This is a genomic window from Kribbella koreensis, from assembly GCF_039525325.1.
Classification (GTDB): Bacteria; Actinomycetota; Actinomycetes; order Propionibacteriales; family Kribbellaceae; genus Kribbella; species Kribbella koreensis.
Map to the genome: position 1 here is coordinate 562,255 of NZ_BAAAHK010000013.1, position 26,166 is coordinate 588,420.

Consider the following 26,166-nt stretch of genomic DNA (forward strand, 5'->3'; position numbering starts at 1 on the left):
GGTTCTCGGCATGAGTAAGTACTTCAGTCATCGCGTGATCAGAATTCTGTCCATCCTCGGCTTGTTCGGCGCCCTGCTGGTCGGCTCGGTGGCGACCCAGGCGGTGACCGCGACCAAGGCGTACGCCGACGGTTGCTACACCTGGGGCCGCACGCTGAGCGAAGGCGCCAGCGGCGAGGATGTGCGCCAGCTGCAGATCCGGGTCGCCGGCTACCCGGCGTACGGCGGGCACATCGCCGCGGACGGTGCCTTCGGTCCGGCTACCAAGGCGGCCGTCCAGCGATTCCAGTCCGCCTACGGTCTGGGCGCCGACGGGATCGCCGGTCCCGCGACGTTCAGCAAGATCTACGCGCTGCAGGACGACGACTGCACCCCGATCCACTTCACCTACGCGGAACTGGACGACGGCTGTGGTGGCAGCGGCTGGGACGGCGGGCCACTGTCGGCTGCTGCGACCAAGGCCAATGCCCTGCAGACCATGTGGCAGCTCGAGGCCATGCGGCACGCGCTCGGCGACCAGCCCCTGAACATCACCAGTGGCTTCCGCAGCATCCCCTGCAACAACTCTGTCGGCGGTGCGAGCAGCAGTCAGCACCTGTACGGCCGCGCGGCCGACCTGGTCGGCGTCCACTCCCTGTGCACGCTGGCCAAGCAGGCCCGGTACCACGGGTTCGGCGGCATCTTCGGTCCTGGCTACCCGGGCCACGACGACCACACCCACGTCGACATCCGTACCAGCAACTCCTGGTCGGCACCCAACTGCGGCATCTGAGCGGCCGCTGAGTATGGTCCGGGCGGGTCGGCCCGCCCGGACCAGCTGGGTCAGGCTGCCCGGACCAGCGCTGGGTCAGACTGTCCGGACCAGCGCTGGGTCAGACTGCTCGGACCAGCTGGGTGAGCGTGATGCCCGCTGCCCGGTCCAGGTGTTCGGCGGCGAGTCCGGCCGCGCGGGCGCCGAGGACGTCCTTCTCGAGGTTGTCGCCGATCATCAGGGCGTCGGCGGGGTCGACGCCTAGGGCTGCGCAGGTCAGCAGGTAGGACTCCGGAACGGGCTTGCTGACGCCGAGTCCTTCCGACGTGGAGACGACGTCGATGTGGCCGGCCAGGCCGATCGCGGCCAGCTTCGCGTTCTGCTGGCCGACCGTGCCGTTGGTCAGCACGCCGATCCGCCAGCCATTGCTTTTGGCAACTTCCAGTGCCGGGAGGGCATCGGGGAAGGCAGTCCAGTACTGCGGGTAGCGGTCGAGGAACCCGGAGAAGATCTCATCCAGCTCAGCGTCGCCCGTCGGTACCGGATGGCCGACCGCCGGGAGGAAGTCGCGCAGGCGGCCCCGGCGCTGGTCCTGATGGCTCAACTCGCCGGCCAGCCAGAGCTCGAAGTTGCGGTGCTCCGCCACGAACCACTGCGCCACGTGCTCGTCGGTCAACTCGCCGCCTCCGAGCACAGGAACCCAGGCGCGCAAGGTGGCGACGACGGACGAGTAGTGGTCGAAGAGGGTGTCGTCGAGGTCGAAGATGACCGCCTTCACGCGGGGACCACCGACGTCCGGTTGAGCTCCCGGTGGTTCGCATAGCCCGACAACGCGAGGGTGAGGTCGAGCTCGGCCAGCAGGCAGCGCAGTACATGCTCGACCCCGGCCTGGCCCGCGAGCGCGAGACCGTACAGGAAGGGACGGCCGAGGAGGATCGCCTTGGCGCCGAGCGCGAGCGCCTTCGCGGCATCGGCTCCCGTCCTGACTCCCGAGTCGAAGAGCACGGTGACCTGCTCGCCGACGGCGTCAGCGATCGCCGGGAGCGCGTCGAGGGCCGCGATCGCGCCGTCGACCTGACGACCGCCGTGGTTCGAGACGACCAGGCCGTCGACGCCGTGCTCGGCCGCGAGCTTGGCGTCGTCGACCGAGGTGATGCCCTTGAGCACGATCGGGCCGGACCAGTTGTCGCGCAGGAAGGACAGCTCGTCCCAGCTCAGTCCGACGTTCGGGAACATCTGGGCCCAGTGCATCACCGCCGCCGTCGGGTCCTCCCCGATCGGCTTGGCGAGCTTCGCCTGGAAAGCAGGGTCGCTGAAGTAGTTCGCCAGCCCCTCACCCTTGAGGAACGGCAGGAACCCGCGGTCGAGGTCGGCCGGGCGCCACCCGATCGTGCCGGTGTCGAGAGTGACCACCAGCACGGAGTACCCGTTGTCCTTGGCGCGCTGGAGGAAGCTGAGGCAGACGTCCCTGTCGGTCGGCCAGTACAGCTGGTACCACTTGCTGTCGGCCTCGATCTGCTCGAACGCGTGACTGGCCTGGGTCGAGTGCGTATACGTCAGCCCGAGCGCGCTGGCCGCCCGCGCGGTCGCCAGCTCGCCTTCGGGATGCGCCAGCGTCTGTACGCCGACCGGCGCGATCACCACGGGCGCGGGCATCTTGGTGCCGAGGATCGTGCACGACAGGTCCCGCTCGGTACTACCGCGCAGCATCCGCGGGACGAGTCGCCACCGCTCGAACGCGGCCAGGTTGGCGCGGGCCGTCGAACCACTGCCCGCACTCGGGACGATGTAGCCCATCGCCTCCGCAGACAGGCTGCCGGCGGCCTGGGACTCCAGCCGGGACAGATCGGTGGTGATCTCGGGCAGGGTGTTCTGGAACATCCCCTGCACGTAGATGCTCAGCTGGTGATCGCCGTAGTTGGCCATGCCGGATGCTTTCATGCTCGCTTGCTCCGCCTCAACGCCCCGAGTCCCACGAGTGTCAGCAGGCACGACAGCCAGGCGAACCAGTCACCCCAGCGGGTGTAGAGGGTGCTGTGGATTCCGGGGTGGAGCTCGCCCAGCAGCGTGGCGTCGGCGCCGCTCGGTGCTGCTACTTGGGTGGTGACGCGGCCGTACGAGTCGCTGAGGGTGAGCAGGCCCTGGCTGCCGTTGCGGGCGATCGGGACGCCGTTCTCGATCCCGCGCAGGAGCGCATGCCGGCTGTGCAGCCAGCCGTCGTTGTCGAAGTCGAGCGCGGGGACGAGGAGGAGGCCGGCCTTCTTCTCGCCGTACCGCCGGGCGAGCGCGGGGAAGTCCAGGTCCTTGCAGATCATCACGCCCCAGCTGCCCATCATCGCGAGGTGATCGCCGGGCTCGAACAGCTCGATCCCGGGGATCAGGTGGTGCTTGTCGTACGAGAGGGGAGCGCCGCCGGTCGGGTGGAAGAGGAGGGCGCGGTTGTAGTCGTTGCCGTGATCACCGAAGACGGTGAGCCCGGCCAGCAGCTCGACCTTGCTGCCGGTGGCGATCTTCTGGAGATGTCCTTGCAGGTCGGGGAGGGCCGTGGCGTCGACGTCGATGAACTTTTCCGGGAGTACCACCACCTGGGCGCCCTTGGCCGCGGCTGCCTCGATCTGCTGCGTGTACGCCGTGAGGATCGTCGGTCCGTTGGCGCCGGACCAGCGGGTGTCGTCGAGGCCGTTGCTCGCCGAGACGATCGCGATCTTGACGGCCTGGCTGGTCTCGTCGCCAGAGAGTCGCCAGGCGCCGTAGGAGAAGGTGCCCATGGCAATCAATGCGAGCGCTGTTGCGAGCTTGATGCCGGTACGCCGGGGCGCATGGACAACCGCGGCGACGACGGCCGTCGGGGTGAGGATCAGGTAGCTGAGGCCCCAAACCCCTGTCAGGGAAGCGATCTGGGTTACTGGATGGACGTCGGCTTGGGTGTACGCGAGGCTGGTGAAGGCGCCGTGGGGTGAGACGAGCGCGATCAGGTAGTCGGCGGCTGCCCAGCTGGCGGGTGCTGCGACTGCTGCCAGCGCGTAGCGGCCGCGCAGGATGAGGGCGCGGAAGAGTAGGGTGGTCAGGGTGAAGACGCCGGCCAGCAGGACGAGGAAGCTCATCGCTGCCGGTGGGAGCTCGAGGTCGTTGAGCAGGTAGCTCCAGAGGTTGGCCAGGCCCAGGGACCAGCCGGTGAAGGCGGTCAACGCGGCCAGTCGCTTGGTGAGGAGTGGGGCGACGAGCAGGGCTGGGAGGGGTGCCAGCCAGGTGAGGGCGGGGATCGTGGTGAGGCCGCTTCCGAAGTACAGGAAGGCGCCGGTGAGGAGGGCGGCCAGAGCGGCATACAGGCGGTTGTTACGTGCGGAGTCCATCGATCATCCTTTCGCCCAGGCTCAGGCAGAGGGCGCGGAAGTCGGCTTCGGGCATGCCGATCCGGTCGCCGTGGTAGAGCTGGATCAGGCCGTGCAGGAAGGCGGCGATCATCAGGCTGGACTCCCAGATGTCGTCGTCGCGGAAGAGTTTCTGCGTGATGCCGTCGGCGATCGCGTCGGCCAGCAGGGTGAAGGTGGGCGAACGGCGGGCCCGGAAGTCCTCGGGGAACTGCCGCGCCTGATCGCGTCGCTGGGTGAACATGTAGTCGTAGAGCCGCGGCTGGGCGAGGGCGAAGTCCACGTGGTCGACGAGCATCTCGCGCAGCCGCTGGTCGGCGGCGGCACTGCGCGGCTCGGCCTCCCAGCGCCGGACGAGCTCGGAGAACGCGGCATCGGCGACCTCGTGCAGGAGCGCGTCGCGGTCGGGGAAGTACTGATAGATCGCCATCGGCGTGATGCCCACCGCGGCGGCCACCTTGCGCATGCTGACGCCGTCGGCGCCCTTCTCGGTCAGCAGGTAGCTCGCGGCGGCAGTGATGCGGTCCTTGGTGGTCACCTCGGTCATGGTCGCCATTCAAACGCAAATGCCTATACGCCGTATAGGGGAATTACCCTGAACTCGCCCCTGAGGCTGCCGGGGTGAGGGTGGATGCGACAATCAGGCGTGACAAGTTCGGTGACTCCTGACAGTTCGCTGACTGCGCGGCACGTCGGGCTGGCTCTGCTGGCTCTGGCGACCGGTGGTTTCGCGATCGGAACCACCGAGTTCGTCACGATGGGGCTGCTGCCGCAGATCGCCGACGGGGTGGACATCTCGATCCCGACGGCGGGGCACATCGTCTCGGCGTACGCGATCGGCGTGGTCGTCGGGGCGCCGGTGATCGCGGCGCTCGGCGCCCGGACCGGCCGCAAACGCCTGCTGCTCGGGCTGATGGCGGTGTTTGTCGTCGGCAACATTCTGTCGGCGGTCGCCAACAGTTACGAACTGCTGATGGCGGCGCGATTCCTGACCGGCCTGCCGCATGGCGCGTTCTTCGGGATCGGCGCGGTGGTCGGCGCGTCCATGGTGCCGGTCAATCGGCGGGCCTGGGCCGTATCGATGATGATGGTCGGATTGCCGGTGGCGAACATCGTCGGCGTACCGGTGACCACCTTGCTCGGACAGAGGTTCGGCTGGCAGTTGCCGTTCGTTGCCGTCGGCATCCTCGGGTTGCTGACCCTGATCGCGGTCTGGTTCTGGATCGGGCCGCAGCCGGTCGGCAACGACGTGAACGTCCGCAGCGAGCTGAGCGCGCTGGCCAAACCGCAGGTGTGGATGGCGTTGCTGGTCGGCATGGTGGGCTTCGGCGGGATGTTCGCGACGTACTCGTACATCACCCCGACGATGACCGACCTGGCCGGCTTCAGCGAGGCCGCAGTGACGATCGTGCTGGCCGTCTACGGCATCGGTATGACCGGCGGCACCCTGGTCGGCGGCCGGCTCGCGGACCGCGCGCTGATGCCGAGCCTGTACGGCGGGTTGGTGGCCGTGACGGTCGTGCTGGCCACGTTCGGCTGGCTGGCCCATTCGAAGGCCGGCGCCTTGGTCGGGGTCTTCGCGCTGGGCTTCAGCGCGAGCATCCTCATCCCGGCGCTGCAGACGCGGCTGATGGACGTGGCCCATGAGGGGCAGTCGCTGGCCGCGTCGCTCAACCACTCGACGCTCAACGTGGCCAACGCGCTCGGCGCCTGGCTCGGCAGCGTGGTGCTCTCGGCCGGGTACGGGTACGAGTGGCCGAGTCGCGTCGGCGCGGTTCTGGCGGTCGCCGGGCTGGTTCTGGCCCTGGTCTCGGGGCGGATGGATCGCCGGCGGCGTAGTACGGGGTAAGTCAAGGGGTGTTGCCTGAGCCCGATCCTTTGCCGGGTTGGTTGAATCTAGATATGGCGACAATGGTGTTGAGCGGGCCGGATCTGGTGCGCCGGCGTGGGCTGCGGCAGATGCGGATGGTCGCGCTGTCACTGCTGGTCCTGGCGGCGGTGATCTACGTGTTGACGCTGCACCATGAGGGCGGCTGGGCCTACGTGAACGCGGCCTCCGAGGCGGCGATGGTGGGCGCGCTGGCGGACTGGTTCGCGGTGACGGCGCTGTTCCGGCGTCCGCTCGGGCTGCCGATCCCGCACACGGCGATCGTGCCGACGCGCAAGGACAGCCTGGCCGAGAGCCTGGAGCAGTTCGTCACGGAGAACTTCCTTTCCGAGGAGGTCGTCGGGGAGAAGATGCGGACGGCCGAGGTGAGCCGGCGGGCGGGCGAGTGGCTGGCCGCGGGCAACCACGCCGAGCGGATCGTCGAGGAGGGTGTGCGGACGATCGGCGCGGCGTTGCCGAAGCTGGGCGACGACGACGTGACCGCGTTCGTCCGGGGTTCGCTGCTGCCGCGCTTCGCGGAGGAGCCGTTGAGCCCGATCGCTGGGCATTTCCTCGGCTCGGTGGTCGACGACGGGGCGCATCACGCGCTGCTCGATCTGCTGATGGTGGAGGCGTACGACTGGCTGGCCGAGAACCGGGAGCTGCTGGCCGATGTGGTCGGGCCGCGAGCGCCGCGGTGGTCGCCGCGCTGGGTCGACTCGATCGTCATCGACCGGATCCATCGCGAGGCGCTGAGCTGGCTGGCCGCCGTACGGGACGACCAGCAGCACCCGGCCCGCAAGGCGATCGACCGGCTGCTGCTCCAGCTCGCCGACGACCTGCAGCACGACCCCGAGATGATGGACCGCTTCGAGGCGTTCAAGCGGCGGATGCTCAGCCACCCCGACATGGGCCACAGCCTGACCGCGGTCTGGGACGCCGTCCGCACCGCCCTGATCGACGCGATCGGCGACCCCGAGGGCCCGCTCCGCCTGCGCGCCACCCAGACGATCAAGGACCTGGGCAAACGGCTGCAGACCGACGAGGTCCTGATCGCCAAGATCGACACCCGGGCCGCCGAAGCGGTCGGCTACGTGGTCCGCACCTACGGCACCGAGATCGTCTCCATCATCTCCGACACCATCGAACGCTGGGACGGCCGCGAAGCCGCCGACCGGATCGAGCTCCACGTCGGCCGAGACCTCCAGTTCATCCGCATCAACGGCACGGTGGTCGGGGCCCTCGTGGGGTTGACGATCCACACCCTCAGCCAGTTGCTCTAGGGGAGCTGCCTCAGTCGCCGGGTTGTGGACGCCCGGGCGGCGTATTCTTTGCCGGCTGAGCCTGGGTGGGCCCGGTGTGGGGGAACAGACGGGATTGCGTGATGGATGACGAGCGAGCAGCCGGTACGCCGACCAAGCGCGGGCCCAGGCGTGGGGTATGGATCGCCGGCGCCGCAGCGCTAGCGGTCGTGGCCGGTGGGGTGACGTACGGCGTGGCCGGACGAGACGAGTCGCCCAAGATCACGGCGGAGACGTCGGTGACGCCGTCGGCGACCGGGCCGGTGGTCTCGGCCGACGAGCTCGCTGAGCAGAAGATGATCGCGGGGATCGACGCCGCGCTCAAGGGGCGGGCTGCCGCGTTGCAGAGTGGAACGCTGGCGCAGTTCCTCTCGTACTCCGATCCGAAGAACGCCAAGCTGCTGCAGCGGGATCGGCAGGTGTTCGCCAACCTTCGGCTGATCGGGGCCAAGCACGTCAGCTATCTGCGCCAGCTCAGCTTCTCGCCGGAGTTGCGGCCGAAGCTCGGCGCGAACGCGCGAGCGGTCCGGATCAAGATGCAGACGCAGCTCACCGGGATCGACCCGGCGCCGCGACTGACCCAGGTGGGGTTCACGTTGGCCGAGCGCGGGGGCCGGTGGTTGGTCGTGGACGATGACGACGCCGAGGCAGGGGATCGCGGCCCGGCGCGGGAGCCGTGGGAGCTCGGCCCGATCGAGGTGTCGCGCGGGCGCGGCGTACTGGTGATCTCGTCGCCGGGCGAAGAGAAGAACGGCCGGCGGCTGGTACAGGAGGCTGTGGCGGCGGTACCTGCGGTGCAGGCCGTCACCAAGCGTGCTCAGGCGGGAATCCTGGTCGTCGCGATGGCCGCGCCCCGGTCCTGGGCAGGGTTGATGACCGGCGGGCATCCGGCCGGCGCGGTGGCCCTTCGCAATGTGACGCTGACGAACGCCGACGGCACCGAGTTCAAGGTCACCGGCAGCCGGATCGTGATCAACCCGACCGAGCGGAAGACGGCGGATCGCTTCCTGCTCGCGCACGAGTTCACCCATGCGGCGATGGCCCCGCTCGGCGACGGCGCGCCGACCTGGCTGGTGGAGGGCTCGGCCGAGTACGTCGCGTACCGGCTGCTCGACCAGAGCAACTACAGCAACTACGTCGCCGACGAGCGCCGCGCGTACCGCAAAGCGGTCAAGGCGCTCGCGGTGCTGCCGATCGACGGTGTCTTCCACGGGGACTACGACGAGAACAGCTACGGCGTCGCCTGGCTGATCGTGGACTACCTGGTGAAGAAGTACGGCCAGCCCAAGGTCAACGCGTTCTACGCCGAGGTCGCGAAGGGCACGGACGATCCGGTCCTTCGCGACCAGGCGCTGCTCAAGTACTTCAAGGTCACCGACGCGGCGCTGGTGGCCGCGCTGAAGAAGGCGAGTTAGTCGACGGTCCAGGTGTCCGATCCGGTGATGAGGGACTGGAGGGAGCCGCCGGATTGGGTTTCTTTGGAGGTTTCCACCTGCTGGCGGACCATGTCGTCGTACGCCGGGCGGGCGACCGAGCGGAAGATGCCGATCGGGGCCTGGTGGAGGACGCCGGCGTCGGTGAGGCGGGACAGGGCGAACGCGTAGGCCGGGTCCTCGGTGTGGGCGTCGTGGATGACCAGGTCGGATTCGCCGCCGGGGAGGTCGGCCACCTCGCGGACCGCCAAGGAAGCGAAGCCGTCGCGGACCACGCCGAGGTGGCCGTCGGTGCCGAAGCGGATCGGTTCGCCGTGGACGAGCGGGATGATCGCGTCGTCACGGGTCTCGGGGTTCTTGAAGGCGTCGAAGGCGTTGTCGTTGAAGATCGGGCAGTTCTGGTAGATCTCCACGAACGCCGTACCGCGGTGCTCGGCCGCTGCCCGTAGTACCGACGTGAGGTGCTTGCGGTCGGAGTCGACGGTGCGCGCGACGAAGGTCGCCTCGGCGCCGAGGGCCAGGGAGACCGGGTTGAAGGGGTTGTCGACCGAGCCCATCGGGGTCGACTTGGTGACCTTGCCGGGCTCGGAGGTCGGCGAGTACTGACCCTTGGTGAGGCCGTAGATCCGGTTGTTGAAGAGCAGGATCTTCAGGTTCACGTTGCGCCGGAGCGTGTGGATCAGGTGGTTGCCACCGATCGACAGCGCGTCGCCGTCACCGGTCACCACCCAGACGCTCAGGTCGGGCCGGGCCACCGCGAGTCCGGTCGCGATGGCCGGCGCGCGGCCGTGGATCGAGTGCATGCCGTACGTCGACAGGTAGTACGGGAAGCGGGACGAGCAGCCGATGCCGGACACCATCGCGACGTTCTCGCGCTTGATTCCCAGCTCGGGCAGGAAGCCCTGAAAAGCCGCCAGTACTGCGTAGTCGCCGCAACCCGGGCACCACCGGACCTCCTGGTCCGACACGTACTCCTTACGGTTCTGCGGCTCGGTCGCGGCCGGTACTCCGGCCAGCCCGCCCGGCAGGCTCGGCAGGCCGAGGTCAACGGTGCTCATCGTGCTCCCTCCGGGTGGTGGACGCCGTTCGGCTGGACACCCAGCGCCTCGCCGTGAGTCACAGCGGCGGCGGCCTCACCGAGGTGCCGCGCGTCGTCGTCGATGCCTTCGGTCTCCTCGACCAGGTTGCCGATCACCTCGGCCAGCTCGGCGGCGCCCAGCGGCATGCCACGGACCTGCGCGTACGAGACGATGTCGACCAGGTACTTCGCGCGCAGCAGCATCGCGAGCTGGCCGAGGTTCATCTCCGGCACCAGCACCTTCTCGTACTGCGCGAGCACCTCGCCCAGGTTGGCCGGGAACGGATTGAGGTGCCGCAGATGCGCCGACGCGATCTTGCCGCCGACCTTGCGGACCCGGCGTACCGCGGCGCCGATCGGGCCGTACGTGCTGCCCCAGCCGAGCACCAGCACCCTCGCCGTACCGTCTGGGTCGTCCACCTCGATCGGCGGCACGGTGATGCCGTCGATCTTGGCCTGCCGGGTGCGGATCATCAGGTCGTGGTTCGCCGGGTCGTAGGAGATGTTGCCGGTCTTGTCCTCCTTCTCCAGCCCGCCGATCCGGTGATCGAGGCCCGGCGTACCGGGGATCGCCCAGGCGCGTGCCAGCGTCTCCGGGTCGCGCAGGTAAGGGAGGTAGACCGGCTCGCCCTTGTCGTTGGTCGAGTTGTGCTCGGTGGTGAAGTTCGGCTCGATCTTCGGCAGGCTCTCGATCTCGGGGACCTGCCAGGGCTCGGAGCCGTTTGCCAGGTAGCCGTCGGACAGCACGATCACCGGGGTGCGGTAGGTGACCGCGATCCGGGTCGCCTCGACGGCGATCGCGAAGCAGTCCGCGGGGGACTGGGCGGCGACGACCGGCAGCGGCGCCTCGCCGTTGCGGCCGAACATCACCTGCAGCAGGTCGGCCTGCTCGGTCTTGGTCGGCATACCGGTCGAGGGGCCGGCTCGCTGGATGTCGCAGACGACCAGCGGCAGCTCGAGCATCACGCCGAGACCGATCGTCTCGGACTTCAGGCTGATGCCCGGGCCGGACGAGGTGGTCACGCCGAGCGCGCCGCCGAACGACGCGCCCAGTGCAGCGCCGACGCCGGCGATCTCGTCCTCGGCCTGGATCGTGGTGACATCGAACCGCTTCAGCTTCGACAGCTCGTGCAGCACGTCGGAGGCCGGCGTGATCGGGTACGCGCCGAGCACCAGCGGCAGACCCGCCCGCTGGGCGCCCGTCACCAGGCCGTACGCCAGCGCGAGGTTGCCGGAGATGTTGCGGTATGTACCGGTCGCCATCCGGGCCGGCTTCACCTCGTACCGGACCGAGAACTCCTCTGCCGTCTCGCCGAAGTTGTAGCCGGCCCGGAACGCCGCGATGTTGGCGTCGCGGATGTCGGGCTTGCCGGCGAACTTGGTCTGCAGGAACGCGATCGTCGACTCGACCGGCCGCTGGAACAGCCAGGAGACCAGGCCGAGCGCGTACATGTTCTTGGCCCGGGAGGCGTCCTTGCGGGTCAGCCCGAACTCCTTGACCGACTCCACCGTCATGCCGGTCAGGTTCAGGCCGATCACGTGGTACGCCTCGAGCTCGCCCGATTCGAGCGGGTTCTCGTCGTACCCGATCCGCTTCAGGTTGCGCGCGGTGAAGTCGGCGGTGTCGATGATCAAGGTGGCGCCGCGCGGTACCTCCGGCAGGTTCGCCTTGAGGGCCGCCGGGTTCATCGCGATCAGCACGTCCGGCGCGTCACCCGGGGTCAGGATGTCGTGGTCGGCGAAGTGCAGCTGGAACGACGAGACGCCCGGCAGGGTGCCGGCAGGCGCCCGGATCTCGGCGGGGAAGTTGGGCAGCGTCGACAGGTCGTTGCCGAACGATGCCGTCTCTGCGGTGAATCGGTCTCCGGTGAGCTGCATCCCATCGCCGGAGTCACCGGCGAAACGGATCACCACGCGGTCGAGCTGCTTGACCTCGATGGTCACGTGTCAGTCATCTCCAAGTCGAAGCTTGGGCCGGCCAGTTCTCTTGTGGAGAAGAGGACGATCCCCCCAGTGGGCGATACCTCAATCTTAGTTCGCCCCTTGTACGGAACCATGTATGAGACCGGAAGGTCCACAGCCTGGGATCAGCCGATATCGAGTTGCATTTCGATGCTGCCGATGCGGGCCGCCGAGCCTTTCAGTGTGACGCAGGGCAATCGTTCGCTTGCCATCCGCAGCCAGGTCGGGAAGAGTGTCTTCATCAAGCTGTGATCTACCCCGGGTGCCACCCGGGCTCGAGGGAGTTCCACCATGGGCGTTCGTCCCATCCTTGCTCTGTTGGCCGTCCTGGTCCTGCCGCTGAGTGGCTGTGCCGCCTCCGCGGTGCCGGCCGAGAGCGCGATGGCCGTCCAGGACGCTCGCTCGGTGCCGTCCGTCGTCGCCAGTACGCCGGTGCGGACGGTGAAGATCACCAGTATCAAGACCACCGACGCGACCAAGGGTGTGCTGACGGTGGTCGGGCAGATCACGCCGGCGCCGGTGGCCAGGTCGCGGGTCTCGCTGCAGCGCTGGTCGGGCGCACGCAGGTGGGAGGAGATCGGCTACGGCGTGACAGTGGGGACGAGCATCACGATCCCGCGGAAGCTGCCCGGGTCGATCAGGACGTACCGGCTGTCGATCGGTGCGCAGGCGCCGTACGCCGCTGCTGTCTCGCCGACGGCCAGGTTCTCGCACTACGTGTATCGCGGGATCTTCAAGAAGCCGCTGCTCGCCGCGGGCGGCAAGGGGCATCCGCAGTTCAACGTGGTGCCGGTGAGCGAAGGGCCGCGGCGCGCCGAGGCGGAGGTGCTGGCGGACAAGGCCGGCGTCGTCTGGGGTGACGTCGACAGCACCGGCTGCCGCTGGGTGCGGACCTGGCTGGGCAACATCACCGACGGCACGATCCGTGCGTCCCTGCTGAACGGCAACAAGGTTGTCGGCACGGTCGACATGAAGCAGGAGTCCGAGACCTGGCTGAACCGGGACATCCTCGGCGTCAACCGGCTCCGCCTGCAGATCGCCGACGTGAAATCCGGCTACGGCCCGATCGTCGCCGTCGACGCGTTGCTGCTCTGCACCAATTAGGGTGTTGCCCATGATCGGGCTCGTGTCGCAGTCGTACGGCGTGGTCGGCGCGATCGTCGTCCTCGGCCTGCTCGGACTCCTCGGTGCCTTCGCGCTGAACAAAGCGCTGACGATCACCTACCCGACGCCCGACAAGCTGAAGACGTACGAGTCCGGCGTCGACCCGGTCGGCGAAGGCTGGGCCCAGGTCCACATCCGGTACTACCTCTTCGCCTACCTCTACGTCATCTTCGCCGTCGACGCCGTCTACCTCTTCCCCTGGGCCACCGTCTTCGCAGCCGTCGGCGTAGCCAGCCTGATCGAGATGTTCATCTTCCTGGCCTTCGTCGCCGTCGGCCTGCTCTACGCCTACCGCAAGGGCATCCTGTCGTGGACCTGAGCGGTCTCCCCGAACACTTCGAGAAGTACCTCGGCGAGATCGAATGCGGCTGGAACACTGACCCGGACGGTCACCCGATGCCGTTTCAGGTCGTCCGGTACCCGCAAGGCTCAGGCGCTGGGTCGTGTGCCTTCAGCACACTGGGCATCAGCGGGTACGAGCTGGACTCACCCAGCGGGCGGGGCCTTCGGCAGGAGTTGCTGATGCTTGTCACGGACGATCATCGCGACGGGTCGATTCCGGCGGTGCTCCAGCAGGTCGGCATGATGCTGATGGAGCGCCATCGCGCCGTACTGCTGGGAGACCTCCTGGGACCGAACGGGCCGGTCGTCGCCGGGTCGCCGCTGGAGGCGTTCTGGGTCCACCAGCCGGTGTATCAGCCGGATGACTTCGCCGTCTTCCAGGACTCGGTCGTCATCGCCTGGCTGATCCCCGTCTCACCTACGGAGGCCGGCTACATCCGTGAGGAAGGCTCCGAAGCCTTCAAGGAACTCCTGATCAAGCATGACCCCAACCTGATGGATCTCTCGCGGGCCTCAGTCGTCTGAGTTGGCGAGGGCTCGGGCGATGGACCAGTCCTGGCAGCCGACGCCTACTGATTTGAAGACCGTGCGGCCGGTGGGGTTGGGCTTGGTGGTCAGGGCTGTGCCCAGTTCCAGTAGGTCGGATTCTTTCAGTGCGCCCTTGGCCAGGGCGTCGATGATTTCGCCGGACTCCTCCAGGGCTGCCTCGCGTTGGTCGACCATGACGAGGTCGGCGGTGGCGAGGAGGTCGCGGGGGAGTTCTCGCATGGTGGGGCGGAAGGCGCCGATGGCGTTCACGTGGACGTTCTGCGGGAGGGCGTCGGCTGTGAAGAGTGGGGTGGTGGAGGACGTCGCGCAGCAGATGATGTCGGGGGTGGCGATCGCGTCGTCGATCGAGGTGGTGGGGGTGAAGGCGACGGTGGGGAATTCGGAGGCCAGGGTCTTGGCCAATTCGGTGGCGCGGCGTTCGTTGCGGCCGGCGATGGTTGTCGTGGCGATTCGGCGTACGGCGAGGACCGCTCGGACCTGATCGGCTGCTTGGGCGCCGGTGCCGATCAGGGTCAGGCGGGTCGCGTCGGGTGGGGCGAGTAGGTCGGTGGCGACGCCGACGACGGCGCCGGTGCGCAGGGTGGTGATCGAGGTGCCGTCTGCCACCAGTTGTTCGCCGCCGCCGGTCCAGATGACGGTCGCGCGGATCGCCGGTACCTGGCTGAGGTTGATGCCGATCTTCTTAACCACGGCGGTACCGGTCGGGGAGTGGTACGCCGACATCACGAGCACCGTGCCGTCGCCGAAGATCTGCCGGGCGGGCAGGACGAAGTTCCCGGCGGCCAGCTCGAGGAAGCCTTCGCGGACCGCGTCGATGGCGGCCGGCATCGAGACGGTACGGCGTACGTCGGCCGCGGTGAGGACCTTCATCAGCTCAGCTCCTTCATGGTCGGCGACGTTATAGCGTGGCGGGACAGTCGACAGTTGGAGGGGCACCGATGACGGACCTGCACGGCGACGCGGTAGTGGCCGATGGGCACAACGATCTGTTGATGCTGGTGGCGCGGCGGCCGAAGGAGGTCTGGGTCGAGTACTTCCGGGATCGGTGGATTCCGCAGTTGCGGGCGGGCGGGATCGACGTACAGGTGCTGCCGGTGTTTCTCGATTCCGAATTCCTGCCCGAGGGGGCGTTGCGGGAGACGCTGCGGATGATCGAGGCGGCGCATCGGATCGCCGAGGGCAATGCCGATCAGGTGACGCTGTGCCGGACCGGTTTCGAGATCGACGAGGCTGTGGCGGCCGGGCGGATCGCGTTGGTGCTGGCGCTCGAGGGGTGTCCGCAGATCGACAAGGATGTGGAGATCTTTCAGACGCTGGAGCGGCTCGGCGTACGGATGGCCTCGTTCACGCACTTCGGGCGGAGCGCGCTCGGGGACGGTTCGGGCGAGGACGCGACCGGGAGCCGGCTGACGAAGGCGGGCGTCGAGGCGGTCGGGTTGCTGGAGGAGCTCGACGTACTGATCGACGTCTCGCATGTCGGCCGGCGCGGGGTCGAGCACATTCTCGAGCTGGCGACGAAGCCGGTTGTCGCGTCGCACTCGAGTGCTTTCGCCGTACGGGAGCATCACCGCAACCTGACCGACGAGCAGCTCCGCGGGATCGCCGCGACCGGCGGGGTCGTCTGCATCAACTTCTTCGCCGGCTTCCTGACCGCCGATCCGCGGCCGACGATCGAGCATCTGGCCGACCACATCGAGTACGTCGTGAGCGTGGCCGGCGAGGATCATGTCGGGCTGGGCAGCGACTTCGTCGACGAGGTGTTCGCGGAGAAGATCCCGGCCTGCGATCGCCCGCTGATCATCGAGGGCGTCGACACCGCGATCCTGGTCCCCGGGCTGGAAGGGCCGGCCGGGATGCCGCTGGTCACCGAGGCGCTGCAGAAGCGCGGCCTGCCTTCAGCCCTCATCCGGAAGATTCTCGGGACGAATCTGGTCCGCGTCCTGCACCGGGATTGATCACTGAGAGTAGTTGTTGGACCCCCGTGGAGATCGTTGCCTCGTCACCCTTGGTTATTGCATCGGTCAACGGTTGTGTTCGGAAACCTCGCTCTGTAACGGATTGCGATGAGACCATCGCCAATTGCTGAGATCGGGGTTACAGTAATTACTGGGGGGAACGGGGCGAATACGGGGCGGTGGGGTATGTCTTGGCAACTCTGGGTATTGATTGCGGCGGCAGCAAGCGGCATCGCGGCCATCCTGCTGGTGAAGCTCAGCCAGGCCCAAGAAGTCTTCGAGCGCATCGTCGAGCCCAACAGCGGCGCACGCTCCGACCGGAACCCGCGACCACGGTCCGACCGTCCTGAGACCACGGTCGACGACCTGATCAGGTACCGCCGCCGGCAGGAGCCGCGGCTGACCTGGTTCCCTCTACCCGCCCATCCACAGCACCGCTCGCGCGGCCACCACTGACCCTGGTACGTGCCCTGCGGTGATAGTGGGCACCCGCCTGCACAACGTCGGCTCCCGGGCCACCTACCCCCCGGCCCCGGACCCCACAGTGCAGCTGGGTGCCCACCTCGCGTACCTGCGGGTGCCGCCGGGAGTGGTGGCACCCGCAGGGGGTCAGGCCCAGGGGTCGAAGGGGATGCCTGCTGGTTTGGAGGCGTTGAGGAGGTTGTGGAAGCGGTTGTCCTTGTCGGTGATCTTGATGGTGGCGGAGCCGAAGTCGGCGTTCATCAAGGTGTCGCGCAAGGTGAGGCTGGGCCAGCCGTTCCAGTCGACGAGCGGGGGGTAGCGCCAGTTGTGGTAGTGATTTTCCGGCGGCTCGTCGTTGTTGTTGGCGAGGCGGAAGAAGTGCGTGCTGGCGCCGTCCTTGTGGTAGACGACCTTCGGGTGGGAGCCGTCGAAACGGACCTGTGAGCGGGCGTACGTCACCTGGCTCGAGTGCTGCGTCGTGGTCACGTACTGGACCTCGTTGGCGGACTGGTTGATCCACGAGATGACGTGCTCGAAGTCGTGCCGGTGGCCACCGAGGCCGCTGCCGGCGACGGCCTGGTCCTTCTCGAAGTAGCTGGCGTAGACGACCGCGCACCAGCCGTTGTTGCACGACGAGCGGGCGTAGGTCTGTGAGTTGTCGAGGTCGGACTGGTCGCGGCAGTTGCCGTTGACCGCGCCGCTCGGGTTCAGGCCGGGGTTCAGGGTGCCGTTCGCGCCGATGGCGGGGGTGGCGTAGCAGCCGTCACCGTCGTAGTCGTACGCCGGGGAGAAGGACTGCTCCCACCCGCCGGCGTTCTGCGGGAGGCCCTGAGGCGGAGCGGCGAAGGCGAGAGCCGCGGAGGTGACCATCAGCGCGGCGGTACCGAGGGCGACGCCGGCGACACGGCGCCGGCGCTTGGACTGTGGCTTGGGGGCGGAAGGGGGCGACAGCTTGTCCATGCTTCGCTCTTTTCAACGATGTCGCTGGGCGGTTGCGAACGTTGAAGAGGATGACACCAAAAGGGCACGTCAGTACATACTTCACGCCAACAAGAATCGACGCCGAGTGAACAAGCCCCCACGCCAAGTGAACAGTTCTACTCGAGCAAGCCGTCCCGCCGGGCCACCGCGGCCGCCTCGGTACGACTCCGGACACCCAGCTTGGCCAGGATGTTCGACACGTGAACGCTGACCGTCTTCTCCGAGATGTACAGCTCCCGAGCCAGCTGCCGATTGGTCCGCCCCTCGGCCAGCAGAGCCAGTACTTCGGTCTCGCGCGCCGTCAACGCCGCCGGACCCGCACCCGCCCCGCCGCCCTCGGCTCCGCCCAACTCATCCAGCAACGGCTTGGCGCCGAGCCGGCGAGCGGTCTCCGTCGCGAGCGCCACCTGCTCGTTCGCATCAGCCACCCGACCGGCCGCTCGCAACGCAGCCGAGAAGTGCAGCCGCGACCACGCCTGCTGATGGACGTCGCCGTACCCGAAGGCGTCGACCGCGCGCAGCCAGGCCGCGACGTGCTCGGCCGGTGTCGGCGGATCGATGTCGGCCAGCCAGCGGAGGCGCTCCCATTCCGCCTCCAGCCTGGCCAGCCATGCGATCCCCTCGGCGCCGAGCACCCGGCCGGGAGGCATCCCCTTCTCAGCTGTCGTCCGGCCGTCGCTGACCAGCTCGGCGCCACGTGCCACCAGCTCGGCGGCCGCGGTCGGTTCGTGGACGACGCGATGGCTCAGCAGCTGCAGGCCGATCGTCGAGAAGCGGACCCGGGCCGTGAACCACTCGGTCTGGAAGATGTCCGCGCACAGTGCCGACACATCGGCGATCAGCTTCTCCGCCTCGGCGACGCGGTTCAGTGCGAGGTAGGCGTCCACAGCCGGCTGCAGCCCGATCAGTGGCGACAGCACGTCGAGCGACCACATGTTGCGCATCCGCTCCAGCTCCTCGGCGACCGAGGTATCGCCGCGACCGCCACGAACGCCGATCCCCACCGCACGCAAAGCGGCGTCCGCGACAGCCGGAGTCATGGAGTCGGTCCGCGTGGTCTCCGCGGCCTCATCCCACTCGCCCAGTACGAACTGGGTCAGCGCCAGCATCCGCCGCGCATCGAAGCCATAAACCGCCCACTGCCGCCCCAGCTCACCTGCTCTCCCGGTGGCCAGCTGGAACGCGGTCCGGGCACTGACCAGGTCACCCATCTCGTAGTGGTTCGACCCCAGCAAGAACCGGCTGCGGACCTCGGCCGCGGAGTCACCGGCCAGCTGAGCCCGTACCGCCGCCTCCTCCAGCTGCTTGGCTGCGGCAACCGGATCGCCGGCCCGCCGACGCAACTGGGCAAGGGTGATCCCGGCGTCGCTCGCCGCCGACTCCTGGCCGACCTCGCGGGCGATCTGCAACGCCTCATGCGCCCAGCGCTCGGCCTCCATCGGTCGCCCAAGGGCATCCGAGACCCGCGCGTACATCGAGGCGACCTGGGCCTTGAACACCGTCGCGGGCTCGTCCGAGGTCAACCGCAGCGCCTGCGAGATCGCCTCGTGCGCTTCCTGGTCGTTGTCGATGGTGAGGGCGATCTCGGCCAGCGGCATCAGCAGCTCGGCCCGCTGGAGCCGCGGCGCGTCCGCCGGCATCTCGGCCAGCGCCTTGCGCAGCAGCTTCAGCGCACGCAGGTGTTGCGCCGACAGCGCCGCAGCAGTCGCCGTCTCGACGATCAGCCAGGTCTTGTCGATGCTCGCGTCGGGCGCCGCATTCGGCAGCAGCTCCAGCGCCATCTCGTAGTGCTTCAGCGCCTCCTGCGGCGCCGCCACCGAGATGGCCTCCTGTCCAGCTCGTACGCGCGCCTCGAAGGCAGTGGCCAGGTCGTGGGACCTGGTCGCGTGCCCGGCCAGCTCCGCCGCAGTACCGGCGACGGTCTGGTCCTTCAGAGCCTTCGCGTACGCCGCGTGCTGCCGCACGCGCTCACCTGGCAGCAGGTCGTCATACACAGCCTCCGCCAGCAGCGCATGCCGGAAGTAGTAGCTCGCATTGCCCGGGTGCTCGATGATGTGGGCGTCGATGAGCTCCCGTAGCGCCGCATCCAGCTCGCGGTCGGGCAGCCCGGCCACAGCGGTCAGCAGCGTGTGAGGAACGCGTCGGCCTGCCACCGCGATCACCCGGGCGACCTGCCGGGCATCGTCCGACAGCGGGTCGAGCCGGACGAGCAGTAGGTCGGCCAGGTCCGGCGGTACGGCGTCTGCGTCGCCCATCGACGCTGCAGCGACCAGCTCCTCGGTGAAGAACGCGTTGCCGCCCGCACGCTCGAGGATGCGGAGCTCCTCCAGCTCGGGCAGCGGCTCGGTGAGCAGTGCGGTCAGCAGCGTGCGGGAGTCGGCGGCGTCCAACGGCAGCAGGCTCACCCGGCGTACGCGGGGGTTGCGGGACCACTCGGCGATCGGGCGGCGCAGCGGGTGCCGCCGGTGCAGGTCGTCGCTGCGGTAGGACACGACGAGCGCGAGCCGCTGCGAGGTCAGCCGGGTGATCAGGAACCCGATCAGGTCGCGACTGGAGTCGTCGGCCCAGTGCGCGTCCTCGATGATCACCACCAGCGGCTCGCTGGTCGACAGTGCGGTGAAGGCGCCCAGTACGGCATCGAAGAGCGCGGCGCGGTCGAGCTGCCCGTCCTGCGGGACCGTCTGCGCGCCGATCAAGCGGTGGGTCGGCAGCAGCCGGCCGATCGCCGGGAAGTTGGTCAGGACGCTCTCGACCACCTGCGGGCGCTCGTCGGCCAGCCGGCCGAAGATCTCGGTGAAGGGCAGGTACGGCAGACCGGCGTCGCCGAAGTCGGTGCAGTGCCCGACCAGTACGCCGAAGCCGCGCTCGTGCGCGCCGTTGGCCACCTCGTCGAGCATCCGGGTCTTGCCGACGCCGGCGTCACCGGACAGCAGGATCGCCCCGGCGCGGCGGGTCTTCGCCTCGTCCACGGCGCTGAGGAGTGCGGACAGCTCGGACGAGCGGCCGACGAGAGGTGTCGAGTTCCAGGGCACGTCGTCCATCTTCGCCCCTTGCACCGACACAATTCGACGGCATCCCGTCCGCGGAGCGTCCGCCGACAGAAAAACACCGTTCCCGACCGGGGCTATCCGGTCGGGAACGGCGGTCGCGGCGGTCATGCCGCGGTAGTGGGTCGCAGGGTGCGGCGGGCGTGCAGCGGCTCGGCCTTCTCGGCCCGCTTCGCGCGCAGCCGGCGGCCGTTGGCCCGGCCGTACTCACGCTTGATCCGCTCCTGCCGGTAGGCGGTCTCCGCCTGGATCGACTGGGTGCTCATGAACATTGACATGGTGTGTTCCTCCCTTCAGGCGCTCTTGGTGAACAGGTGGACGATGCGTCGGGTCACCGGCTTGCCGGTGGTCCTGCGGTAGTCGCGGGTGAGGCGCTCCTTGCGGTAGCTGACCTCTGCCTTGACCGACTCGTTCGTGAACATCTCGCTGCCTCCTGGCTGCTTCGGTTGATGCCCCTAATCTGCTCGTCTGAGGAGGACCGGCACATCGGAACTAGTCCCTATCCGGGGGTCCTAGGGGCCTACTAGGTAATCCGGTTGACGCCTAGGAACGGCTGGAACAGCAGTACGGCCGAGCCCCGGGTGAGGGGCTCGGCCGTACTGGATCGAGGGGGTCGGTGGTGGTCGCGCGCTCACATCGCGTGCCTGGCCTGTACCGCCGGCAGGCACGGTGTGCTGCTCACCGGCTTCCTAGGCGTGCGCTTGAACCACATCGGACGCTGGAAGTCACGCTTGATTCGCTCCTGGCGGTAGGAGACCTCCGCTTGGAGCGCTGGCATCGTGAGATAGAACATGGTGTCCTCCGGGAGCTTCAGTCGATGCCATGACTGTGCTCGCCTGAGGAGGAGGGCCACATCAGCACTACTCCCTATGCGCCGACTAGTGGTCCCTTAGATAGGCCTCTAGCTCGTCCCTAGTGGGTGCAGTGGCCGGTCCGCGCCGGGTCACCGCAAGGGCTGCCGCTGCGTTCGCACGACGGGCCGCCTCGGCCGGTTCCTTGCCCTGGGCAATCCCTGCCAGGAATGCCCCGGCATGCGCATCTCCAGCGCCATTGAGGTCCACAGCCTGTACTGCGAACCCGTCCACCTGCGTGACGCCCTGACCCCGTACTGCGAGCACGCAGCCATCTGGCCCTGTGCGGACGAGTACGTCGGCCCGGCAGGTCTTGCCCCGTACTGCGCGAGCTGCGTCGACTGGATCCGCCTGGCCGGTCAGCAGGGTCGCCTCGGCGGCGTTGGAGCTCCACCAGTCGATGCGGTCGAGTACTGCCTCTAGTGCGCTGGTGGGGATCTCGGCGACGAGTGGGCCCGGGTCGAAGAAGACCTCGATGTCGTCCGGGAGCTTGGCTAGCCAGGGGAGGAGGGCGGCTCGGTTGGAGTCGTGCAACAGGCTGTACCCGGACAGGTACACGAGGTCGTCGCCGGCTGGGGTCGGGAGCTCGTCGCCGGTGAGGGTGGCCTCGGCGCCGCGGCTGGTGACGAAGGTGCGTTCGCCGGTGGCGTCGACGAGGGTGACGACGAAGCCGGTGTCGAGGTCCTCCCTTGCCGGGTGCAACCACTCGATGCCGGCTGCGGCGAGGGCTTCGCGGGCCATGGAGCCGAAGGGGCCGGTGCCGTGCGCACCGGCGTACAGGGTGGGGAGGCCTTGGCGGACGGCGGCGGCCATCACGTTGAAGCCGCCGCCGGGGGTGGTGGCGGTGCTGGAGGCGATGACGTCGCCGCCGCGGGGTGGGAGGTCTCCGACGGTCAGGACCAGGTCGATGACGACGTTGCCCAGGTGGAGGAGTCTCATCCGGATCGGACCTGCAGGAGTTGAGTGGCGAGTGTGTCCAGGTCGAGGTTGTTGACGGTGGCAACGGTGGAGCGGGCGTGGGCGGGGAAGCCGTCGAGGCCGTGGCAGGCGCCTGCGATCGCGCCGGCGATGGCGGCGATGGTGTCGGTGTCGCCGCCTACCGATGCGGCTAGGCGGACGGCTAGCCAGGGGTCGTCGGGGTAGGCGGCGAGGACCGCGAATGCGGCCGGTACGGATTCCTGGCTGGCCAGGCTGGTACCGACCAGGTCGTACAGAAGTGCAGACACGGCGCCCAGCCGAGGAGGGGTAGTGCCAGACGCCGTGTCGATCAGGGGGACGGCCGTATCGCCGTCGGCCGCGCGGGTTGCCGGTCCGCCGCCGGCGGCCGCGGTCGCGGGTCCGCCGCCGGGCCCGGAGCTTGCCGGCCTGCTGTCGGCTGCAGAGGCGGGGTGGGTGAGGCGGGGGTCGGTCGCCAGGGAGGTGGCCCACTTGATGCGGGTGGCGATGTCTGCGCCGGCTACCCAGTGGCCGCTGGTTGAGGCTTTCGTGGCCGCTGCGATCGCGGCGGTGGTTGCTTCGGGGATGGTGGCGCCGTCTATGCCTGCGCTGACGGCGGCGGCTACTGCTGCGGCTGCGGAGAGGGCCAGGCCGGTGTTGTGGGTTGCGGCGCTGGCGGCGATCACGCGGTCGATCAGCAGGTCGAGGTTGTCCGAAGGTGTTGCGATGCCGACCGGGGTGATCCGCATCGCGGCGCCGTTCGTCGTCCCGTACCGGCCGGTCTCGTCGATGTCCTTGCCCTGCAGGAGTTCGTCGATGGCGCGCTTGGTCGACGGCCCCAGCAGATCGAGCGACCCACGCGCCCGCATCCCGTCCTCCCACGCCAGCAACCGCTGCGCCAGTTCCCGCCCGTCAACCTTCCCACCGGACTCCACCACCAGCCGGCCCAGCAACACAGCCTGCTCGGTATCGTCCGTAACCGCCCCCGCCACCATCCCCGCCGCCAACGGCTGATCCTCCGGCGCCGCGTGAAACCCATCGACCACCTCGCCGTACCGCTCAACAATCAGTGCCCGAGGCAATGACTGGGTCGGCATCCCGAGCGCATCCCCGATCGCCAACCCGTACAGCGCGCCCGCCGCGCGTGAGCCCGCGGCGCCGGGCACCCCGCTCGGAACCAGGCCGTTCACGGCGTCACCCGCTTCGCCGCAGCTCGCACCGCGTTCCTGCGAGCCATTTGAGGGGTTAACCCCTCAAATGGTGGGTTGCCCCCTCGGATGCAGGTGGGGCAACCCACAACCTCAGGGGTTAACCCCTGAGATGGCGGAGGGGCGCTCGGTCGGGCGGGGGGTGGGGGGTGTGGTGGAGGGGTGGCTGGTGCGGAGGGTGGTGTTGTCATTGGTTCGGTCCGGCGTACGTGAGGCTCAGCTCGAAGTGTTCTGGGTCCAGGAGGCTGTCTACCTGTTCGGCGAAGCGGTTGTCGGGGGTGTAGCTGACTCGGCGGGTGTGGAGGAACCAGGTGCCTTCGGGGCGGCCCAGCAGAGTGGCTTCTTCGGGGTCGAGGGGGCGGCCTCGGAGGCGTTGTTCGCCGTGGTCGAGGTGGAGGCCGGCTCGGGCAAGGGTGGCGGTGATGGAGTTGTCGTCGAGGCCGCGTTCGGGGAGGTCTTGGAGCTCGTCCAACGCTGGGATGCAGCTGCGTTCGATGGAGATGGCGGCGCCGCCGACGATCACCCGCAGGCGCTGGATGACGATGACGTCGGGGGAGTCGAGGCCGAGGCGTTCGGCCAGTTCGTGGTCTTCTTCATGGGCGAGCCGCAGCATCTGCACCCGCGTCTCGACACCCTGCTGAGCCAGCGCGTGCGACCACCCGAGCCGATCGTCCAGCGGTCGCCCGTCAAACAGTACAAATGAACCCTTGCCGGTCCGGGTAGTGATCAAACCGTCTTCACTCAGTACTGCGAGAGCCGACCGAACCGTATTGCGGCTGACCGCAAAGCGCCGGGCCAGCTCCACCTCACCCGGCAGCTGATCGCCGTGCCCGACCCGCCCCGAGCGGATCTCCCGCGCCAGGATGGACGCGATCCGCTCGTGCTTGAGGTTCATCCCACGGATCACTGGTTGCGTACTTCCTCGACCGTCACGACCTCCAACATCGGCGAGTACAACCGCATGATGTCGAGCGTCTTCTGATGACTCGCCTCGTCAACCCCAGCGCAGGCATCCGCAACCACTTGAACCCGTACGCCGGCATCGACCGCCGCGAGTGCCGTCGTCAGCACGCAGCAATCAGTCGTCACGCCGGACAACACCAGCTGCCCGCCCGGCCCGACCGCCTCGGCCAACTCCGGCCCCCACTTGCCGAACGTCGTCTTGTCCAACGTCGGCGCACCCCGGAACTCGTCCACCAGTTGATAGGCGTACGAGTCCGGCGGCTGCAACGCGAACGGCCACTGTTCGTAGTACGGGATCCACGACCCGGTCGGCTCCGAGGGCGCGACGAACCGGGTGAAGACGACGGTCGGGATGAGCTCGATGAGCTGCTGCGTCGGCTTGATCACCCGCTGGAAGTCGGGCGTCGCCCACCCGCTCTCCGGCTCGGCGAAGATCCGTTGCAGGTCGATCAGCGCGAGGACAGTCATACGACCTGCTCCTGAGCGCGCACTTGCGGCCGCGCCACGAAGTACTGGACCAGGAAGCCGATGACCAGCGCGAACAGTACGCCGAGGTTGGCGAACGCCCACGCGCCTTCCTTGCCGCCGAGACCCAGTGGCTTGAGCAGATAGCCCTGCCAGGTCAGCCAGCTGGCGAGGCCGTTGGTGACCAAGCCCCAGCCGATCGCCGTCGCGACCACGACGGTTGCTATCGGCAACCACTGGATGTCGCCGTACCGGCCGCGCCGGTCGAACAGCTCGGCCTCTGCGTAGTCGCGACGACGAGAAGCGATGTCGGCGAGCATGATGCCGCACCAGGCTGCCACCGGGACGCCGAGCGTGATCAGGAAGCCCTGGAACTGGGACAGGAAGCTGTCGCTGGAGAAGAAGACCACGTAGATCGTCCCGGCGATCATCACGAGGCCGTCGATGAAGGCGGCGACGTACCGCGGTGCGGGCAGCCCGACCGATAGCAGGGCGAGGCCGGAGGAGTAGATGTCCAGTACTGCGCCGCCGACCAGCCCGAGCACCGCGACGATCACGAACGGCACCAGGAACCAGGTCGGCAACGCCTCGGCCAGCGCGCCGATCGGGTCGGCTGCGATCGCACTGCTCAGGTCCTGCGACGAGCCGGCCAGCAGGAGTCCGAAGATGAACAGCACTACGGGCGCGACCGACGAGCCGAAGGTCGTCCAGCCGACCACGCCCCGGCTGGACGCAGTACGGGGTAGGTAGCGGGAGTAGTCGGCGGCGGCGTTCACCCAGCCGAGGCCGAAGCCGGTCATCAGGAAGACGAGTGCGCCGACCACCGCCTGGCCCGAGCCGCTCGGCAGCGCGCTGACGGCGCTCCAGTGGACCTGGTCGGCGACGAGGATGATGTAAACGACGGTCAGTACGCCGGTGACGACCGTGATGACCGTCTGCGCGCGCATGATCAGGTCGAAGCCCAGTACGCCGCACGCCACGGTCAGCGTGCCGACGACGACCAGCGCGATCACCTTGGTGATGGAGCCGCCGCCCCAGCCGAGCCGTTCGAACACGGTCGCCGTGGCCAGCGTCGCGAGGATGGTCAGCACGGTCTCCCAGCCGACCGTCAGCCACCAGCTGATCAGCGACGGGAGCTTGTTGCCCCGTACGCCGAACGCCGCCCGGCTCAGCACCAGCGTCGGCGCCGAGCCGCGCTTGCCGGCCAGGGCGATCAGCCCGCAGAGCAGGAACGAGAAGACGATCCCGATGACTCCGGCGATCACCGCCTGCCAGAACGAGATGCCGAAGCCGAGCGCGAAGGCACCGTAGCTGAGGCCGAGCACCGAGACGTTGGCGCCGAACCAGGGCCAGAAGAGCTGCCGCGGCGTGCCTTTGCGATCCGTGTCGCTGATGACGTTGAGGCCATTGCTCTCGACCGAGAGCGCCGTGCGCCCCTCGACCGCGTCGACCCGCAGCTGATCGGCCATTCGCGCTCCAA

General features: G+C 68.5%; 25 protein-coding genes. 9 read left to right on the top strand and 16 right to left on the bottom strand.

Translation table 11 applies throughout. The annotated features are described in order from the left end of the window. Positions 1-10 precede the first annotated feature (10 nt). Positions 11-772, top strand: coding sequence for a D-Ala-D-Ala carboxypeptidase family metallohydrolase (locus ABD116_RS26890; protein ID WP_343975967.1), 762 nt, complete (start codon positions 11-13; stop codon positions 770-772). A gap of 100 nt (positions 773-872) precedes the next feature. Here the strand turns inward: ABD116_RS26890 and ABD116_RS26895 are convergent, their stop codons facing one another. Genes ABD116_RS26895 through ABD116_RS26910 form a run of 4 tightly spaced genes read right to left on the bottom strand, consistent with a single transcriptional unit; the run spans position 873 to position 4,669 of the window. Beyond that, positions 873-1,529, bottom strand: coding sequence for an HAD family hydrolase (locus ABD116_RS26895; protein ID WP_343975970.1), 657 nt, complete (start codon positions 1,527-1,529; stop codon positions 873-875). Further along, entirely contained in the window at positions 1,526-2,692 is a 1,167-nt protein-coding gene (locus tag ABD116_RS26900) for an alpha-hydroxy-acid oxidizing protein (RefSeq protein WP_343975973.1), read from the bottom strand. Before ABD116_RS26900 ends, ABD116_RS26895 begins: the two co-directional genes overlap by 4 nt. Beyond that, positions 2,689-4,104, bottom strand: coding sequence for a nitrilase-related carbon-nitrogen hydrolase (locus ABD116_RS26905; protein WP_343975976.1), 1,416 nt, complete (start codon positions 4,102-4,104; stop codon positions 2,689-2,691). Before ABD116_RS26905 ends, ABD116_RS26900 begins: the two co-directional genes overlap by 4 nt. Next, on the bottom strand, positions 4,088-4,669 hold the full coding sequence (locus ABD116_RS26910) for a TetR/AcrR family transcriptional regulator (RefSeq protein ID WP_343975979.1): 582 nt from the start codon (positions 4,667-4,669) through the stop codon (positions 4,088-4,090). Before ABD116_RS26910 ends, ABD116_RS26905 begins: the two co-directional genes overlap by 17 nt. A gap of 99 nt (positions 4,670-4,768) precedes the next feature. Here ABD116_RS26910 and ABD116_RS26915 point away from each other — a divergent pair, with 99 nt between their 5' ends. The 3 genes from ABD116_RS26915 (at position 4,769) to ABD116_RS26925 (ending at position 8,705) form a co-directional block, all read left to right on the top strand. Further along, positions 4,769-5,971 carry an MFS transporter gene (locus tag ABD116_RS26915; protein WP_343975982.1) on the top strand — a complete coding sequence of 401 codons (1,203 nt, stop codon included), beginning with the start codon at positions 4,769-4,771 and terminating at the stop codon, positions 5,969-5,971. Positions 5,972-6,024: 53 nt separating this feature from the next. Beyond that, on the top strand, positions 6,025-7,272 hold the full coding sequence (locus ABD116_RS26920) for a DUF445 domain-containing protein (protein WP_343975985.1): 1,248 nt from the start codon (positions 6,025-6,027) through the stop codon (positions 7,270-7,272). A 101-nt stretch (positions 7,273-7,373) separates the two neighbouring features. Continuing rightward, on the top strand, positions 7,374-8,705 hold the full coding sequence (locus ABD116_RS26925; RefSeq protein WP_343975988.1) for an ImmA/IrrE family metallo-endopeptidase: 1,332 nt from the start codon (positions 7,374-7,376) through the stop codon (positions 8,703-8,705). Here ABD116_RS26925 and ABD116_RS26930 read toward each other — a convergent pair. Both ABD116_RS26930 and ABD116_RS26935 read right to left on the bottom strand, forming a co-directional pair. Continuing rightward, complete coding sequence (locus ABD116_RS26930; protein WP_343975991.1) at positions 8,702-9,781, bottom strand: 2-oxoacid:ferredoxin oxidoreductase subunit beta; 1,080 nt, start codon at positions 9,779-9,781, stop codon at positions 8,702-8,704. The two genes, ABD116_RS26925 and ABD116_RS26930, sit on opposite strands and share 4 nt — an antisense overlap. Then, positions 9,778-11,745: a 2-oxoacid:acceptor oxidoreductase subunit alpha gene (locus ABD116_RS26935; protein WP_343975994.1), complete on the bottom strand. Its 1,968-nt coding sequence runs from the start codon at positions 11,743-11,745 to the stop codon at positions 9,778-9,780. The genes ABD116_RS26930 and ABD116_RS26935 overlap by 4 nt, the downstream gene beginning before the upstream one ends. A gap of 309 nt (positions 11,746-12,054) precedes the next feature. Here ABD116_RS26935 and ABD116_RS26940 point away from each other — a divergent pair, with 309 nt between their 5' ends. Genes ABD116_RS26940 through ABD116_RS26950 form a run of 3 tightly spaced genes read left to right on the top strand, consistent with a single transcriptional unit; the run spans position 12,055 to position 13,794 of the window. Continuing rightward, the gene (locus ABD116_RS26940) at positions 12,055-12,867 is read left to right on the top strand and encodes a hypothetical protein (protein ID WP_343975996.1); all 813 of its coding nucleotides are present in this window, start codon (positions 12,055-12,057) and stop codon (positions 12,865-12,867) included. Between the two features lie 10 nt (positions 12,868-12,877). Beyond that, a complete protein-coding gene (locus ABD116_RS26945; RefSeq protein WP_343975999.1) occupies positions 12,878-13,246 on the top strand; it encodes an NADH-quinone oxidoreductase subunit A in 369 nt (122 codons plus the stop codon). Continuing rightward, a complete protein-coding gene (locus ABD116_RS26950) occupies positions 13,237-13,794 on the top strand; it encodes a suppressor of fused domain protein (protein WP_343976002.1) in 558 nt (185 codons plus the stop codon). Before ABD116_RS26945 ends, ABD116_RS26950 begins: the two co-directional genes overlap by 10 nt. On the opposite strand, the gene ABD116_RS26955 is transcribed toward ABD116_RS26950, so the two are convergent. After that, positions 13,783-14,688 carry an ornithine cyclodeaminase family protein gene (locus ABD116_RS26955; protein ID WP_343976005.1) on the bottom strand — a complete coding sequence of 302 codons (906 nt, stop codon included), beginning with the start codon at positions 14,686-14,688 and terminating at the stop codon, positions 13,783-13,785. The two genes, ABD116_RS26950 and ABD116_RS26955, sit on opposite strands and share 12 nt — an antisense overlap. Positions 14,689-14,756: 68 nt before the next feature. On the opposite strand from ABD116_RS26955, the gene ABD116_RS26960 reads away from it, so the two are divergent. Further along, the gene (locus ABD116_RS26960; protein ID WP_343976008.1) at positions 14,757-15,773 is read left to right on the top strand and encodes a dipeptidase; all 1,017 of its coding nucleotides are present in this window, start codon (positions 14,757-14,759) and stop codon (positions 15,771-15,773) included. 186 nt (positions 15,774-15,959) lie between these two features. Then, complete coding sequence (locus tag ABD116_RS26965) at positions 15,960-16,229, top strand: hypothetical protein (protein ID WP_343976012.1); 270 nt, start codon at positions 15,960-15,962, stop codon at positions 16,227-16,229. A gap of 153 nt (positions 16,230-16,382) precedes the next feature. Here the strand turns inward: ABD116_RS26965 and ABD116_RS26970 are convergent, their stop codons facing one another. The 9 genes from ABD116_RS26970 to ABD116_RS27010 form a co-directional block, all read right to left on the bottom strand. Continuing rightward, positions 16,383-17,195 (bottom strand): NPP1 family protein, encoded by an 813-nt coding sequence (locus tag ABD116_RS26970; protein ID WP_343976015.1) that lies wholly within the window; start codon positions 17,193-17,195, stop codon positions 16,383-16,385. Between the two features lie 137 nt (positions 17,196-17,332). Beyond that, the gene (locus tag ABD116_RS26975; protein WP_343976017.1) at positions 17,333-20,257 is read right to left on the bottom strand and encodes a helix-turn-helix transcriptional regulator; all 2,925 of its coding nucleotides are present in this window, start codon (positions 20,255-20,257) and stop codon (positions 17,333-17,335) included. Positions 20,258-20,370: 113 nt separating this feature from the next. Further along, on the bottom strand, positions 20,371-20,541 hold the full coding sequence (locus ABD116_RS26980; protein ID WP_343976019.1) for a hypothetical protein: 171 nt from the start codon (positions 20,539-20,541) through the stop codon (positions 20,371-20,373). A gap of 15 nt (positions 20,542-20,556) precedes the next feature. After that, a complete protein-coding gene (locus tag ABD116_RS26985; RefSeq protein ID WP_343976021.1) occupies positions 20,557-20,685 on the bottom strand; it encodes a hypothetical protein in 129 nt (42 codons plus the stop codon). A 456-nt stretch (positions 20,686-21,141) separates the two neighbouring features. Then, a complete protein-coding gene (locus ABD116_RS26990; RefSeq protein WP_343976024.1) occupies positions 21,142-22,053 on the bottom strand; it encodes a PfkB family carbohydrate kinase in 912 nt (303 codons plus the stop codon). Next, complete coding sequence (locus ABD116_RS26995; protein WP_343976027.1) at positions 22,050-23,240, bottom strand: ADP-ribosylglycohydrolase family protein; 1,191 nt, start codon at positions 23,238-23,240, stop codon at positions 22,050-22,052. The genes ABD116_RS26990 and ABD116_RS26995 overlap by 4 nt, the downstream gene beginning before the upstream one ends. Positions 23,241-23,445: 205 nt before the next feature. Further along, positions 23,446-24,153, bottom strand: coding sequence for a GntR family transcriptional regulator (locus ABD116_RS27000; protein WP_343976030.1), 708 nt, complete (start codon positions 24,151-24,153; stop codon positions 23,446-23,448). 8 nt (positions 24,154-24,161) lie between these two features. Beyond that, positions 24,162-24,689 (bottom strand): cysteine hydrolase family protein, encoded by a 528-nt coding sequence (locus tag ABD116_RS27005; protein ID WP_343976033.1) that lies wholly within the window; start codon positions 24,687-24,689, stop codon positions 24,162-24,164. Continuing rightward, positions 24,686-26,155, bottom strand: a complete 1,470-nt coding sequence (locus ABD116_RS27010) for a purine-cytosine permease family protein (protein WP_343976036.1) — start codon at positions 26,153-26,155, stop codon at positions 24,686-24,688. Before ABD116_RS27010 ends, ABD116_RS27005 begins: the two co-directional genes overlap by 4 nt. Positions 26,156-26,166: the final 11 nt, after the last annotated feature.